Annotated in this window: 13 protein-coding genes; 7 read left to right on the forward strand and 6 right to left on the reverse strand. The window is 62.4% G+C overall.

From position 1 onward, the window contains the following. Nucleotides 1–18 precede the first annotated feature (18 nt). The 4 genes from DIE04_RS27000 to DIE04_RS27015 all read left to right on the forward strand — a co-directional run bounded on the left by DIE04_RS27000 (nucleotide 19) and on the right by DIE04_RS27015 (nucleotide 4,096). On the forward strand, nucleotides 19–1,392 hold the full coding sequence (locus DIE04_RS27000; RefSeq protein WP_124540754.1) for a 3-carboxy-cis,cis-muconate cycloisomerase: 1,374 nt from the start codon (nucleotides 19–21) through the stop codon (nucleotides 1,390–1,392). Then, complete coding sequence (gene pcaD, locus DIE04_RS27005; protein ID WP_124489020.1) at nucleotides 1,392–2,177, forward strand: 3-oxoadipate enol-lactonase; 786 nt, start codon at nucleotides 1,392–1,394, stop codon at nucleotides 2,175–2,177. Before DIE04_RS27000 ends, pcaD begins: the two co-directional genes overlap by 1 nt. 10 nt (nucleotides 2,178–2,187) lie before the next feature. Continuing rightward, nucleotides 2,188–2,574: a 4-carboxymuconolactone decarboxylase gene (gene pcaC / locus DIE04_RS27010; RefSeq protein ID WP_044846455.1), complete on the forward strand. Its 387-nt coding sequence runs from the start codon at nucleotides 2,188–2,190 to the stop codon at nucleotides 2,572–2,574. Nucleotides 2,575–2,737: 163 nt separating this feature from the next. Continuing rightward, nucleotides 2,738–4,096, forward strand: a complete 1,359-nt coding sequence (locus DIE04_RS27015; protein ID WP_044846454.1) for an MFS transporter — start codon at nucleotides 2,738–2,740, stop codon at nucleotides 4,094–4,096. A gap of 132 nt (nucleotides 4,097–4,228) precedes the next feature. On the opposite strand, the gene DIE04_RS27020 is transcribed toward DIE04_RS27015, so the two are convergent. The 6 genes from DIE04_RS27020 to DIE04_RS27045 all read right to left on the reverse strand — a co-directional run bounded on the left by DIE04_RS27020 (nucleotide 4,229) and on the right by DIE04_RS27045 (nucleotide 11,327). Then, nucleotides 4,229–4,477, reverse strand: coding sequence for a hypothetical protein (locus DIE04_RS27020; RefSeq protein WP_124524124.1), 249 nt, complete (start codon nucleotides 4,475–4,477; stop codon nucleotides 4,229–4,231). 108 nt (nucleotides 4,478–4,585) lie between these two features. Next, the gene (locus tag DIE04_RS27025; RefSeq protein WP_124524126.1) at nucleotides 4,586–5,203 is read right to left on the reverse strand and encodes a LysE family translocator; all 618 of its coding nucleotides are present in this window, start codon (nucleotides 5,201–5,203) and stop codon (nucleotides 4,586–4,588) included. 597 nt (nucleotides 5,204–5,800) lie between these two features. After that, entirely contained in the window at nucleotides 5,801–6,919 is a 1,119-nt protein-coding gene (locus DIE04_RS27030; RefSeq protein WP_124524128.1) for a tyramine oxidase subunit B, read from the reverse strand. Between the two features lie 61 nt (nucleotides 6,920–6,980). Continuing rightward, nucleotides 6,981–8,255, reverse strand: a complete 1,275-nt coding sequence (locus DIE04_RS27035; RefSeq protein WP_124524130.1) for a phosphopyruvate hydratase — start codon at nucleotides 8,253–8,255, stop codon at nucleotides 6,981–6,983. 1 nt (nucleotide 8,256) lies between these two features. Next, the gene (locus DIE04_RS27040) at nucleotides 8,257–9,666 is read right to left on the reverse strand and encodes a glycerate kinase (RefSeq protein ID WP_124524132.1); all 1,410 of its coding nucleotides are present in this window, start codon (nucleotides 9,664–9,666) and stop codon (nucleotides 8,257–8,259) included. Between the two features lie 257 nt (nucleotides 9,667–9,923). Further along, the gene (locus tag DIE04_RS27045; RefSeq protein ID WP_042972937.1) at nucleotides 9,924–11,327 is read right to left on the reverse strand and encodes a PLP-dependent aminotransferase family protein; all 1,404 of its coding nucleotides are present in this window, start codon (nucleotides 11,325–11,327) and stop codon (nucleotides 9,924–9,926) included. A 161-nt stretch (nucleotides 11,328–11,488) separates the two neighbouring features. On the opposite strand from DIE04_RS27045, the gene DIE04_RS27050 reads away from it, so the two are divergent. The 3 genes from DIE04_RS27050 to DIE04_RS27060 form a co-directional block, all read left to right on the forward strand. Further along, nucleotides 11,489–12,262 carry an aldolase gene (locus DIE04_RS27050; RefSeq protein ID WP_124524134.1) on the forward strand — a complete coding sequence of 258 codons (774 nt, stop codon included), beginning with the start codon at nucleotides 11,489–11,491 and terminating at the stop codon, nucleotides 12,260–12,262. Nucleotides 12,263–12,359: 97 nt separating this feature from the next. After that, nucleotides 12,360–13,496 carry a branched-chain amino acid ABC transporter substrate-binding protein gene (locus DIE04_RS27055; RefSeq protein ID WP_059620791.1) on the forward strand — a complete coding sequence of 379 codons (1,137 nt, stop codon included), beginning with the start codon at nucleotides 12,360–12,362 and terminating at the stop codon, nucleotides 13,494–13,496. Nucleotides 13,497–13,570: 74 nt separating this feature from the next. Then, a partial coding sequence (locus DIE04_RS27060; protein WP_148091653.1) for a branched-chain amino acid ABC transporter permease occupies nucleotides 13,571–13,944 on the forward strand: 374 nt, incomplete at its 3' end.

The raw sequence follows: 13,944 nt of genomic DNA on the forward strand, positions 1-13,944 counted from the left end.
TTTCCCCAATCTGATGCCATGCTCGAAGACAGCGCCCGCCTGACCTCCCTCATTTGCGGCACCGAGTCGCTCAACCGGATCTGGTCGCCCCGCGCGACGATCCAGCGGATGCTCGACGTCGAGGCCGCGCTCGCGCGCGCGCTCGCCGCGCAGCAGGTGATTCCCGCCACCGCGGTCGCGCCGATCGAACGCGCGTGCGACGCCGGCCGGCTCGACGCCGACGCGCTCGCGCACGGCGCGGCGCTCGGCGGCAATCTCGCGATCCCGCTCGTCAAGCAGCTCACCGCGCAAGTGAAGGCCGACGACCCGGAGGCCGCGAAGTTCGTGCACTGGGGCGCGACGAGCCAGGACATCATCGATACCGCGACCGTGCTGCAGCTGCGCGACACGCTCGACGTGCTCGAGCCGCTGCTCGACGAAGCGTGCGCGTCGCTCGCGACGCTCGCGCGCACGCATCGTGCGACGCCGATGATCGGCCGCACGTGGCTGCAGCAGGCGCTGCCGATCACGCTCGGCCTCAAATTCGCGCAATGGCTCGACGCGCTGCTGCGCCATCGCGCGCGCTTCGCCGAATTGCGTGCGCGCGCACTGGTGCTGCAGTTCGGCGGCGCCGCCGGCACGCTGGCGAGCCTGCGCGAGCACGCGGCCGGCGTGAGCGCCGCGCTCGCGGCCGACCTGCGGCTCGCGCTGCCGGCCGTGCCGTGGCATACGCAGCGCGACCGCATCGCGGAAGCCGCGTCCTGCTTCGGGATGCTGACCGGCACGCTCGGCAAGATCGCGCGCGACGTGTCGCTGCAAATGCAGACCGAAGTCGGCGAACTCGGCGAACCGGCGGCCGCCGGCAAGGGCGGCTCGTCGACGATGCCGCACAAGCGCAACCCGGTCGGTTGCGCGGCCGTGCTGACCGCCGCGGTGCGCGCGCCGAACCTCGTCGCGACCGTGTTCGCGGGGATGGTTCAGGAGCACGAGCGCGCGCTCGGCGGCTGGCAGGCCGAATGGGATGCGCTGCCCGACCTCGCGCGTCTGACCGGCGGCGCGCTCGCGCAGATCGCGCAGATCGTCGCGGGCCTCGACGTGAACACCGAGCGCCTTGCCGCGAACCTCGAGCTGACGCACGGGCTGATCCTAGGCGAAGCCGTGATGCTCGCCCTTGGCGACCGGATCGGCCGGCTCGATGCGCATCATGTCGTCGAGCATGCGTCGAAGGAAGCAGTGCGCACCGGTGCGACGCTGTTCGACGTGCTTGCCGCCGATGCGACCGTATCGGCCCACCTGTCGCGCGACGCGCTCGCGCGGCTGCTCGATCCCGCACATTACGTCGGCGAGGCGCAGGCCTGCGTCGACGCCGTGCTCGCGCTGCACGCGGGCACGACACAACCAGGAGAACACTGATGCCTTTCGCCACTGTCAACGGCGTGAAACTGCATTACCGGATCGACCGTGCCGCGCGCGACGACGCGCCGTGGCTCGTCTTCTCGAACTCGCTCGGCGCCGACCTGCAGATGTGGGCGCCGCAGATCCGCCCGCTCACGCAGCACTTCAACATCCTGCGCTACGACACGCGCGGCCACGGCCATTCCGAAGCACCGGCCGGCTCGTACACGGTCGACCAGCTCGCGGGCGACGTGATCGGCCTGCTCGACCACGTCGGCATCGAGCGCGCGCACTTCTGCGGGATCTCGATGGGCGGCCTGACCGGCGCCGCGCTCGCCGCGCGTTTCCCGTCGCGCATCGTGCGCGCCGTGCTGTCGAACACCGCCGCGAAGATCGGCTCGCCGGAAGTGTGGGCGCCGCGTGCGCAGAAGGCGCGTGCCGAAGGGATGGCCGCGCTGGCCGACGCCGTGCTGCCGCGCTGGTTCACCGACGCATTCGTCGAACGCGAGCCGCGCCTGTTCGACGCGATCCGCGACACCTTCGTGCATACCGACAAGGACGGTTACGCCGCGAACTGCGACGCGCTGAACGCGGCCGACCTGCGCGAGGAAGTGAAGGGCATCGCGCTGCCGGTGCTCGTCGTGACCGGTGCGAAGGACATGTCGACGCCGCCCGACCAGGGCCGTGCGCTGGCTGCTGCAATTCCGGGCGCGCGTCACGTCGAATTCGACGCCGCGCACATTTCGAACATCGAGTGCACCGACGGCTTCAACCGCGCGCTGCTCGACTTCCTGACCGCGTGAGGCACCGACGATGGACGACCAGCAACGTTATGAAGCAGGGATGAAGGTGCGTCGCGCGGTGCTCGGCGACGCGCACGTCGACCGTTCGATCGAGAACCGCACCGAAGTGACCGACGAATTCCAGAACCTGATCACGCGCTATGCGTGGGGCGAGATCTGGACGCGAGACGGCCTGCCGCGCCATACGCGCAGCCTGCTGACCATCGCGATGATGGTCGCGCTGAACCGCGGCGAGGAACTCGCGCTGCACCTGCGCGCCGCGCGCAACAACGGCGTGACGCGCGACGAGATCAAGGAAGTGCTGCTGCAGACCGCGATCTATTGCGGCGTGCCGGCCGCGAATTCCGCGTTCCATCTCGCGGACAAGATCTTCAAGGAACAGGATGCGGCCGCCTAGATGCGGCTGAATCACACGGCCGGCGCGCGCCGGCCGTGACCCGATCGCGACGCCTGCCACTGCCGGCCGGTGTCGACGATGCATGACGCGTCGGCGACGAATCGGCGCGCGTACAAGGAAAGGCGCGGCCATCAAGCTGCGTTGCTTACATAGGAGACACGCGATGAATCGCACACCCGTGGTCGATGTCCAGACCTTCATCAACGAGCAGCCGTTCGGCGGCTTCCAGTGGCTCGTATTCCTGATGTGTTTCGTGATCGTGCTGCTCGACGGCTTCGATACGGCCGCGATCGGCTTCATCGCACCTTCGCTACTGGGCGAATGGAACCTCACCAAACCCGATCTCGCACCCGTGCTGAGCGCCGCGCTGTTCGGCCTCGCGTGCGGCGCACTCGTGTCGGGCCCGCTGTCCGATCGCCTCGGGCGCCGCTCGCTGCTGCTCGGCTCGGTGTTCCTGTTCGGCGTCGCGTGCTTCGTGTCCGCGTTCTCGAACACCATCGGACACCTGACGATCCTGCGTTTCATTACCGGCGTCGGGTTGGGCGCCGCGATGCCGAACGCGGTCACGATGATGGGCGAGTTCTGCCCGGACAAGCGCCGCGCGACCGTGATCAACCTGATGTTCTGCGGCTTCCCGCTCGGCGCCGCGTTCGGCGGTTTTCTCGCCGCGTGGATGATCCCGCATTTCGGCTGGCGCAGCGTGCTGATGCTCGGCGGCGTGACGCCGCTGCTGCTCGGCGTGCTGTTGCTGCTGAAGATGCCGGAATCGGTGCGCTTCATGGTCGCGCAAGGTCAGGGCGTCGACCGGATCCGCGCGACGCTCGCACGGATCTCGCGCGACGCGCTGAACGCCGGCTCGTTCGCGATGACCGAAGCCGCGCCGCAGACGGGCGGCAAGGGGATCGGCGTCGTGGTGTCGCGCTCGTACATCGTCGGCTCGGTGATGCTGTGGATCGCGTATTTCATGGGCCTCGTGATCTTCTACGCGTCGATCAACTGGATGCCGATCCTGCTGAAGGATGCCGGTCTGACGCCGAAGAGCGCGACGCTGATCTCCGCGCTGTTCCCGCTCGGCGGCGTCGGCGCGGTGCTGTGCGGCGTGCTGATGGACCGTTTCAACGCGAACCGCGTGATTGCCGTGTGTTACGCGCTGACCGCGATCAGCGTGTATGCGATCGGGCAGGCGGCAGGCAATGTGGGGATGCTCGTGCTGGTCGTGTTCATCGCCGGCGTGCTGATGAACACCGCGCAATCGTCGATGCCGGCGCTTGCCGCCGCGTTCTATCCGACCGAAGGGCGCGGTACGGGCGTGGCATGGATGCTGGGTGTCGGCCGCTTCGGCGGGATCGCCGGGTCGTTCCTCGTCGCCGAACTGACGCGCCGGCACTTCTCGTTCGCGGGCGTGTTCGCGACGATCGCGGTCGCGGGCTTGCTCGCGTGCCTCGCGTTGCTGATCAAGCAGGCGGCGCGGCCGCACGGTGTCGCGCAGCCGTCCGGCAAGATCGAGTCGCTCGGGCATTGAGCGGATTCGGGGCCGGGGCGATGCGCTGGCCCTGCGTGTGTTCGGCATGCCGCGGCGGGTCGCAAGACGGCTCACACGCAACGACAGACCGGGCCGCTTCGGCAGCCCGTCGCCATTCCGGCCGCCGCGCCGCTACTCCTCCGCGTCGTGTTCCTTGACGAAGTTGCGCAGATACGCGCGCAGTGCGGCCTCCTGGCTGCGATGATCGGCAAGGTTCGCGGCGCCCAGCGCTTCCTCGTCGCCGAACAGCGTGGGCGGCGCGCAGTACGTACCCACCTCGATGTTCTCGCGCAGCACGCGAATCTCGTGCGTGAGCGGGTGGTACTCGGCGACCCAGTGCATGCCCTCGATGTGCTCGCCGGTCTTCAGCATTGGCTTCATCGGCCACCTCCATGCAGATGCGGCGCAACCGCCGCAGCGATTGCGCGCGCCCGTACCAAAAGGGTACGCCTGCACGGCGTGAAGCTCAACGGCTGTGCTCGTGAGCGCTTACTGCGGCAGCAGATGCGCGACGAGCGGATACAGCGACAGGATCAGCAGCACGGCCATCGTCACGTTGAAGATGCGCAGTGCGCGGCGGTTCGACAGGAAGCGGCGCAGGCCCTGGCCGAACGCGGCCCACAGGCTGATGCACGGAAAGCCGATCAGGATGAACACGACGGCCATCCACGCGGCGTTCATCCCGTAGTCGGCGGACAGGCGGATCGTCGTCGCGGCGGTCAGCACCATCATCCACGCCTTCGGATTGACCCACTGGAACGCGGCGGCTTCGAGGAACGTCATCGGCCGCGGTTTGGCGCCTTGCGCCTTCACTTCGCCGGACGTGCCGATGCGCCAGGCGAGGTACAGCAGGTACACGACGCTCGCGACTTCGAGGGTCGTGTACAGGACCGGCACGCGGCGGAATGCTTCGCCGAGGCCGAAGCCGACGCACAGCATCAGGATCGCGACGCCGATGCTGATGCCGAACAGGTGCGGCATCGTGCGGCGGAAACCGAAATTGACGCCGGACGCGAGCAGCATCGTGTTGTTCGGGCCGGGCGTGATCGACGTGACGAGCGCGAACAGCATGCCGGCGGGCAATGCGCTGAGGGTGAGGAAGTCCATCGCGGATTCTCCATTCGTGTTCGGGACTGGGATGGAGTCAGTGTAGCGACGGTTTTCTGTACAGTACCGGTACAGTTAGCCTGGTGGTTGCCGGTACGGGGTGGGAGGGTGGTGCGCGGGCATGTTGTCTCTCAGAAAAGATGTCCGCAGTCTCAATAAGTTGTCTTTGAATAAAAATTCATATCAATGTGGAATTTTCGTCGTATTCGCTAATTCACGCTGGTCCTGAGCTTTTTATTCTGAAATTCAATGAGATGTGCAAACTTATCATTGCGTCGAAGTGGAAAAAGTGCGTCGCGAGCGATGTAAATGACGAGGGGTGGCTAACACCTGAATGCTCAAAATCAACCTCTCACAGCTTGTCATTCAACACGGTTACTCAGATCAACGTGACCAATCGAGGCGGTCCGCTGCACGCAGCTTTGCCAAGAGTACTTGGTGCAAGCGGTCCCAAACCTCGACGCTCGCCAACATTCGCCCGGCATGAGCCTTCGGCCTATGGCCGAAGGCTCAGGAAAGCCCCGACACTGGCGCTCGGCACTTTCCAGGGGGATCCAGGCGGCTCAATTGCCGGGAGTGCGATTCACGGCGACCCGATCAGAGAGCCGGCTTTTCCCACAAATTGAGGGGCGTGCCGATCTTCTTTTCCCGCGCGTTGTTATAGAGCTCCGTCCCCCAGCTGATGTCGAAAACCGCCATCCCGCATGCTATGAAGATGACACGCTCCTTCGTGCTCTCCCGGCCCGGCTTGTCGCCATTCACGACATGACCGAGGCTGGTCGAGTCAGGCAGGGCGGGCAGCTTGCCTGCATCGATCAGACGGAAGAACGGGCCGCCAATGACGCTGCTGTAGTAGCTTTCCTTATTGCCCGATGCGATTGCGTCCTCGACATAGGCTTCCTGCAGCGGGGTATGGTCGTATACGATCCTGGCGCCGGTCAGGAACGACTCGTCGGTATTGAACGGGCCCGAGACGAGAATGGTCGCGCCCTCCTTGATCCATTCGTCCTTGAAATAAAGCGGCTTAAGACGCGACGCTGCCACGGTGATGACATCTGCATCGCGGAAGCCTTGCTCGGCCTCATCGGTACCGACGGCGGTAATCCCGTACGTTTGCTGAACCCAACCGGCGAACTCGTTCGCCTTGTCGAGGAAGACGTCGAAACAGACGACGTGCTGGATCGAGCCGAGCTGGGTCATGATCGCGGTGAAGCACGCCTTGTTGATCGGGCCGCAACCGATAACAGACATACTTCTCGCATCTTGGTTGGCCAGATACTTTGCCGCCACTCCCGGCACGGCTCCGGTTCGGGCCGCGCTCAACAAGTTCGCCGACATCAGCGCCAGCGGCGCGCCCGTGTCCTTGTCATTGAGCATCATGGTCAAGATCGAGCGCGGCAGGCCTTTCTCGGCATTGGCGTGATTCGATCCGTACCATTTGTTGCCGCACACGTCGAAGCGACCGCCCAGATAACCGGGCATTGCAGCAAAGCGGCGGTCCGGACCGGCAACCGGCATGTTCGGGAACTTCGTCTCTTTCGGGAAGACGATGTTCATTCCGTGGTTATTGTGATTGGCGCCACCCATCAGATAGTCGCCTCTGCCGAGGAGTCCGAATGTCTCCTCGCATACGGACACGCAGCGCGCGGCATCCAGCACGCCAGCTGCGATCATGTCCGGCTCGGAAAGGTACAGAAAGTCGATTTTGGGATACATGGTGCAGACCTCGTCGAAAAAGGAAGATGTCGGGTGTCAAGCGTCGATCCCGACTCAGTGGTCAGAATCGGAGAAGTGGTGAAATGTCGTAGAGGCGGCAACCCGGGCTTCGCGCATTTGCCCGCAACAGAAAGTTGAGCTTTTCGATCCGCTCGCCGGAACGGGGGGCGCCATTCTTCTGGAGCGGAACTTCGAGGCCGACCGAAAAATCCATCACGACGTCATCCACGACACCACCGGAGCGGCCCGAGGGCACCGCGATCATTCCGTGTTGCAGCGCAAATCGATAGGCGTCCATCGCCTCCGTGATCGTTCCGACCTGGTTCGGCTTCAACACGAACCCGTCCACGGCACGAGTCTCGAAAGCCCGCTCAAGTAACGGGAGACTGGTGACCGTGAGATCGTCGCCCAGAATGATCGATCGTCGAATTTCTCGAACCGCCGTGCTGTAACCTTCCCAGTCGTTTTCATCGAGCAAATCCTCGATGAAGACCAAATTGAATTTCTCGGTCAGGAAGCGGGCATAGGCAATGAGTTCGGAGGTGGACACCCGTTTGCCTTTCAGCAGATACGTGCGGGTTTCCTTGTCGTACATCTCGCTTGACGCGCAATCGAGCGCAAACGCGATCCGGCCTGTACAGCCACAGGCATCGATGGCCTTTTGCATCAGCGTCAACACGACTTCCGGGTCATCCGAAGGGGCGGCGTAGCCATAGGAACTGGCGACTTGAGGTTTGTGGCCCAGATATTCGGTCAGTACATGGCCAAGCTTCTGAAACACGGCCACCGCCATTTCGATGGCGAAGTCGACACTGTCAGTGCCGTACGGCACGATCAGAAACTCGTTGAACGGCTGGGTGAGCCCATCGTATCGTCCGCCGTTGATCACGTTGAAGCATGGGACCGGCACGGTCCGGATGTCGCGGCCGGCGATGTGAGCGTACAGCGGAATCGATCGGGCATTCGCCGCCGTACGGAATGCCGCGATGGATACCGAGTAAATCGTGTTTCCGCCGAGGCGGGACTTGTTGGGTGTGCCATCGAGCGCGATCATTTTTTCGTCGATCGCTCGCTGATCAAACACGTTCATGCCGATCAGCGCCGGACCAATTACATTGACCGCGTTGTCGACGGCGTTATGAACACTGAGCCCGTCGTAGGTCGCTGGATCGCCGTCCCTCAGGACGAACGATTCGTGCGTCCCGACGGAAGTGCCGGTGGGTGCCGCACCTCGACCAACCGCACCGCTTTGGGTGCGCACCTCGACTTCGACTGCGGGCCGGCACTTGCAATCGATGATCTGAAGTGCCCGGACGGATGTGATCTTGTCTTCCATGTCACTTGCTCCCGTTCGGTTCAGGAACATAAAGGATGTTCAAGTCACACAGGTTGGTACCGGTGTTGCCGGTGAAAACGGCGGAGTCGATCGACTCGAGTGCTTCGAAGCAGCTGTGCTCGCGCAGTGCCTGATAGAGGTTGACTCCCTTTACGGCAGCCGCGGTGAAGCTGGTCGAGTCCGTCATGCCTCCCGCCACCGTCGCCGTGCCGTCCGTGCCTTCGCTGTCGATCGACAGCAGGCAGGCACCCGTGGTTTTGGCCGCCGCGATAGCGAAACTTGCGGCCATTTCCTGGCCAGGCCCGCCGTGCCCCTTGATCACGCTGTTATCGTCGATAAGCGTCGTCACCTCACCGGAGCTGAGAAGCACGCAAGGGGGCTTGATCGGGTTGCCGTACGTCTGGATTTCGCGCGCCATCGACGCGAAGAAGGTGCCGGCGTCGCGACTTTCTCCTTCAAGGAACGACGACACGATCATTGCGGGGATACCCATCTCCTCGCAGACTGCCTTGGCGTAAATGCAGGAGTCGGGCAGCGTGTTGAGCAGGAAGTAGGTATTGTCCGGAAAGGCCTTCGGGGTCTCCGCGTCGGGGCCTGCGTTCATCAGATAGTCGACAACGCTCTTGGGCAGGCGATCGGCCACGTTGCGATTGATGATCGTGGCGCGAGCGTCGTCCAGGGTCGTCATGTCGGGACCGATCGGCGTGCTTTTGTAGGCTGCGTAGGGCACTGAAATGTCGCCCGTGGCAGGCGATCCGACCGCGTCGCTGATGCCGAAGCCGATCAGTTCGGCACCCGTGCGCTGGATGCGCTGCGCCAACATCCCGCCGTTCAAGGCCGAGATGTGCCGGCGCACGGCATTGATCTCGTAAATGCCTGCACCGGATTTCAGCAGCACGTCCGTGGTATCGATCTCGTCCTGCAGGCTGATGCCTTCGATCGGACAGGACATGAGCGCCGAACTTCCGCCGCTGATCACCGCGATGAACAAGTCGTCTGGTCCGGCCTGATCGACGAGTTCGATGATTTGCTTCGATGCCCGATGGCCTTCTTCGTTCGGGAGGGGATGGCCGCCGACGAACACCTCGGTCTTGTTGAAACGGTCCGATTCTTCCCGGATTTTCACGATGGCAATACCGTGCGTCAGGTGATCGCCCAACACATGGTCGACTGCCATTGCCATGTGGTTGCATGCCTTGCCGGCGCCGACCAGATAGACGTTTCGCTTGCGCGAAAGGTCCCACGAGCGCGTTCCGATATGCAGTACGCTACCTTCCATGCGCATGATGCTGCGAATTCGCTGGTAGCTGTCGAGCCTGTCGAGTGTCCGGTCCGCGATCTCGAGTACGATCCGCCGTGACGAAACGACGCCATTCGAGAGGAGTGCTTCGTAATTTCGTATCTTTTTCATGCTGAAAATTGATCGGAGTTACCGCCGCATCGAAATCATGGGCGACGTGTTGTCCGTCAATTTATGCAATCGAGCTGAACAGATACATGCACACCGCGGTGGATCGCTAGATAACTGTAGAGGCCTTGTTGCCTGCACAGTTGGATCCGCGCACGGCGTGGACGCTAGCTCATGCGCGTACCGACTCGAGCGGGTTCGAGAGATCACGGGTTCGTTGCGCGACGCCGATTCCCTGGCGGCTTGGTGACGAGACCGGGTCAGTGTGCAATGGCATGCGCCAGAAACGCATAAAGACGATCGAAGTTGCAGTGCGCAACATTGAATCGCAGCCAACTACTGGTTGGATTGGTGGCGTAGAAAAGATTGCCTGGCGCCAGAAGAATCTTGTGGTCGACAGCACGTACAGCGAGTTCGGCCGAATCGCAATTGATTCCCGCGGGCCGTGCCCATACGAACATTCCGGATCGAGGTTCGCAGAACACTTCAAAACCGATCGATTCAAGCCGGCGACAGGTCCGTTCCTGCGCGGTAGCGAGACGATCGCGCAATTGCTCGGCCTGCTTCCTGAAGTGTCCTTCGGACAGCACTGCATGTGCCAGTTGCTCCGTGATCGTCGGCGTCGACATTCCGGACACCAGCTTCTGGTAAAGCAAACCCTCGAGAAGCGCGGGCTCCGCGGCCACGAATCCCACGCGCAGGCCGGCACCGATGGTCTTTGAAAAGCTGCCGACATAGACCACTCGTTTCAATTGATCCATGGACGCGAGCGCGACTGAATTTCCGGACACCAGACCGGCAGAGACGTCGTCCTCGACGATGATGCAGTCGTAGCGCTCGGCAAGCTTCAGGACCTTGAATGCCGATGCCGAGCTGTAGCTCGCACCGGTCGGATTATGCAACCGCGTATTGGTGAAGAACACTTTGGGGCGATGAGTCTCGAACGCCTGCTCCATCGAAACGACGTCCGGACCGGTGGGTGTCATCGGAATCCCGACTGCCTTGATCCTGCGCAATCGCAATGCAACGAGCAGATCGCTGTAGCAGGGCTCGTCTACCAGCACGGTATCGCCCTCGCGCGTAAGGTGACGAATGGCGAGATCCAGCGCCTGGTTTGCGCCCAGCGTAGTGACGATGCCCGTGGAACTTGCCTCGATCTCGTGTTCCGCAAGTTGCCGCACGATTTGCTCACGCAACGGCTCATACCCCTTTGCGTGCCCGTACCCCAATAGCGATCGCGGCTGCGCCGCTACCTGTCTTAGCGCCCGCCCAAGGCCGTCCGCGTCGAACCATGCCTCTGGAATCCATCCCGAGCCCGCGTGAATCGTGCCTTCCGTTCCCTCCAGAACGTTACGCAGCGACCATCCGTTCGTGAATTCCTCGTTGAGTTTCTCGATGGTCGGAGGTATCTCGCTACGGCTTCGATCCGCGACATAAAAGCCGGATCCACGCCGTGCCATCAAGACGCCTTGCGCCACCAGGCGATCGTATGCTTCGACGACCGTAAATGTCGACACGCCGTGTGCCTCGGCGAATACGCGGATGCTCGGAACCTTGGCCCCGGACCGCCAGGTTCTTTCGTTCACCGTTGCCGTCAGCCCGGCCACGATCTGTTGAACCAGGGACGATTCCCCCTGGGGATCGAGCGTCAGTATCGGTTTCATCGCCGCACCTATCACATCAAAAATACCGGCCCATATAACCGTGCAGGCGACGAACCCAATACAGTTAGTCACCCTCGTTTTAAAGTGTACATGTATCCGTGCAGGTTTGATTCACTACATTGAAGGGGAATCGCATACGCATACTTGCACTGGACGACCCCATGGCACACGCCACCGATTTTTTTCCTGGATCGAAGACCGATGAGCTCGCGAATGCTCGCGACGATCTGGCCGCGGCATTTCGCATCGCCGCGCGCCTCGGCTTCCACGAGGGCACATGCAACCATTTCAGTCTCTTGCTCCCGGGCAGTCGGGAAACGTATCTGATCAATCCGTTCGGACTCAGCTTCGAAGAGATCCGACCGGCTGATTTGCTGCTCGTCGATTCCGCCGGCTCGGTAATCGACGGAGTCGGACGAGTCGAGAAAACCGCGCTCAACATCCATTCCCGAGTTCATCGCGCCTCGCCTGATGCCGCATGCGTACTTCATACGCACATGCCTTATGCCACGGCACTGACGACGCTCGACGGCTTTCGCCTCGAAATGTGCCATCAGAACAGCCTTCGCTTTTTCGATCGCATTGCATACGACCGTGATCATTCGGAATACGGAGGACTTGCACTCAGCGAACAGGAAGGAGACCGGATTGCCGCCGCGTTGTCTTCCAGGCGTGTCCTGATGCTCGAGCACCACGGCGTGATAGTCACGGGCCCTTCGATTGCCGCGGCACTCGACGATCTCTACTACCTCGAACGAGCCGCCCAGGTCCAAATCCTCGCGATGTCGAGCGGGCGTCCGCTGAAACGCGTGAGCGACGAACTGGCTCGCCGGACTTCTCGTGAATTCGCCCGTGATCGAGATGAATATGCACGACTTCATTTTCGCTCGCTCAAGCGGCTTCTGGAATCTGCACAACCGCACTGGCGGGACTGACTATCCCACGTCAAGCGCAATCGGTCATCTCGTGCCCGCGCTCCTGACGCTGCAACCATGTCGACTACCCAATTTGCCCACGCCACGGAGGTTTCACATGAAGTACTGTCACAAACTCACCATCGCCACCCTGTTGCTCGGGGGAATCAGCCCCGCATTGATTTCTGCCGCGCATGCGGATCAGACTGTCAGGATCGGTGTCGCGGGCCCGTTGACGGGCGGCCAATCGAATTTCGGCAAGGACGATGAGCGAGGCGTGCGGCTGGCGATTGAAGAGCTGAATCGGACGCCGATCGTCGTCGACGGTCAATCCATCAAGTTCGAAATGCTGTCCGAGGACGATGCTGCAGATCCCAAAACGGGCGTCTCTGTCGCTCAGAAGCTCGTCGATTCGGGTGTGAAGGCGGTCATCGGCCACTACAACTCCGGCGTGACCATTCCCGCGTCCCGCATCTACAACAATGCGCGTGTTCCGATGATTACCGGCGCCGCTTCAAATCCGGCGATCACGCAGCAGAGCTTCCCGTATGTCTTCCGGCTTGCGGCCAATGACAACGTGATGGGCGCACGCATGGCCGAATATGCGGCAAAGGTATTGCATGCAAAACGCGTGGCGGTGATCGACGATCGCACGGCATACGGATCAGGCGTAGCTGACGTGTTTGCCGCGACGGCGAAGAAGAACGGTATCGACGTCGTCGCCAGGGAATATTCCAACGACAAGGCAACGGACTTCAACGCGATTCTGACGCACATCAAGGCTCAGCGCCCGGACGCGATCTTCTACGGCGGGTACTACGCGCAAGCAGCCGCCATCGGGCGACAGTCCAAGCAGTTGGGTCTTGCGGTTCCGGTGCTAGGCGGGGACGGGATCTGCTCGGTCGATATGCCGAAGCTGGCTGCCGGAACGCTGAATGGGCGGGGGTATTGCGCCGAAGGCGGCGCACCGCTCGCGACGTTGCCCGGTGGTCCGGAATTCGCGGCGCGGTATGAAAAGCAATTCGGTGTGAAGAACGATGTTTACTCGCCGGCATTCTATTCGGCCACGATGGTGGTCGCGCAGGCGATGAAGGCGGCGAATTCGACGGACCCCGAAAAGTTCGTTCCGATGCTCAAGCAAATCCAGTTCTCGACGCTGGTCGGAAAGGTCGCGTTCGACAAGAACGGTGAATGGATTGATGCGCCGGTGACCGTGTACAAAGTGTCGGGCGATAACCTCAGTCCGACGCAGTGATACTTCGAGCGAGAACGACGAGTAATCGGCGTTCTCGCATGCCGATCCAATAGTAATCAACTCTTGGGAGTGACATGGACATTTTTGTCCAACAAATTCTGAACGGGCTGGTGCTCGGCAGTGCGTACGCCATCATCGCGTTGGGTTACACGATGGTGTACGGCATTCTCGGCATCATCAACTTCGCGCACGGTGACGTGCTGATGGTCGGCGCGATGGTCGCCCTGTCGGCCATCACCGTGCTGCAGAACCATTTCCCCGGACTCGGCAACGTCGCGACGCTGACGATCGGCCTGGGCATCGCCGCGATCGTCTGCGCGTGCGTGGGCTACACGATCGAGCGGGTCGCATACCGGCCGCTGCGCCGCGCGCCGCGTCTCGCGCCGCTGATCACCGCGATCGGCGTGTCGATCCTGCTGCAGACGGCCGCGATGATCATCTGGTCGCG

This window comes from Burkholderia sp. Bp8994 (genome assembly GCF_003853805.1).
Taxonomy (GTDB): domain Bacteria; phylum Pseudomonadota; class Gammaproteobacteria; order Burkholderiales; family Burkholderiaceae; genus Burkholderia.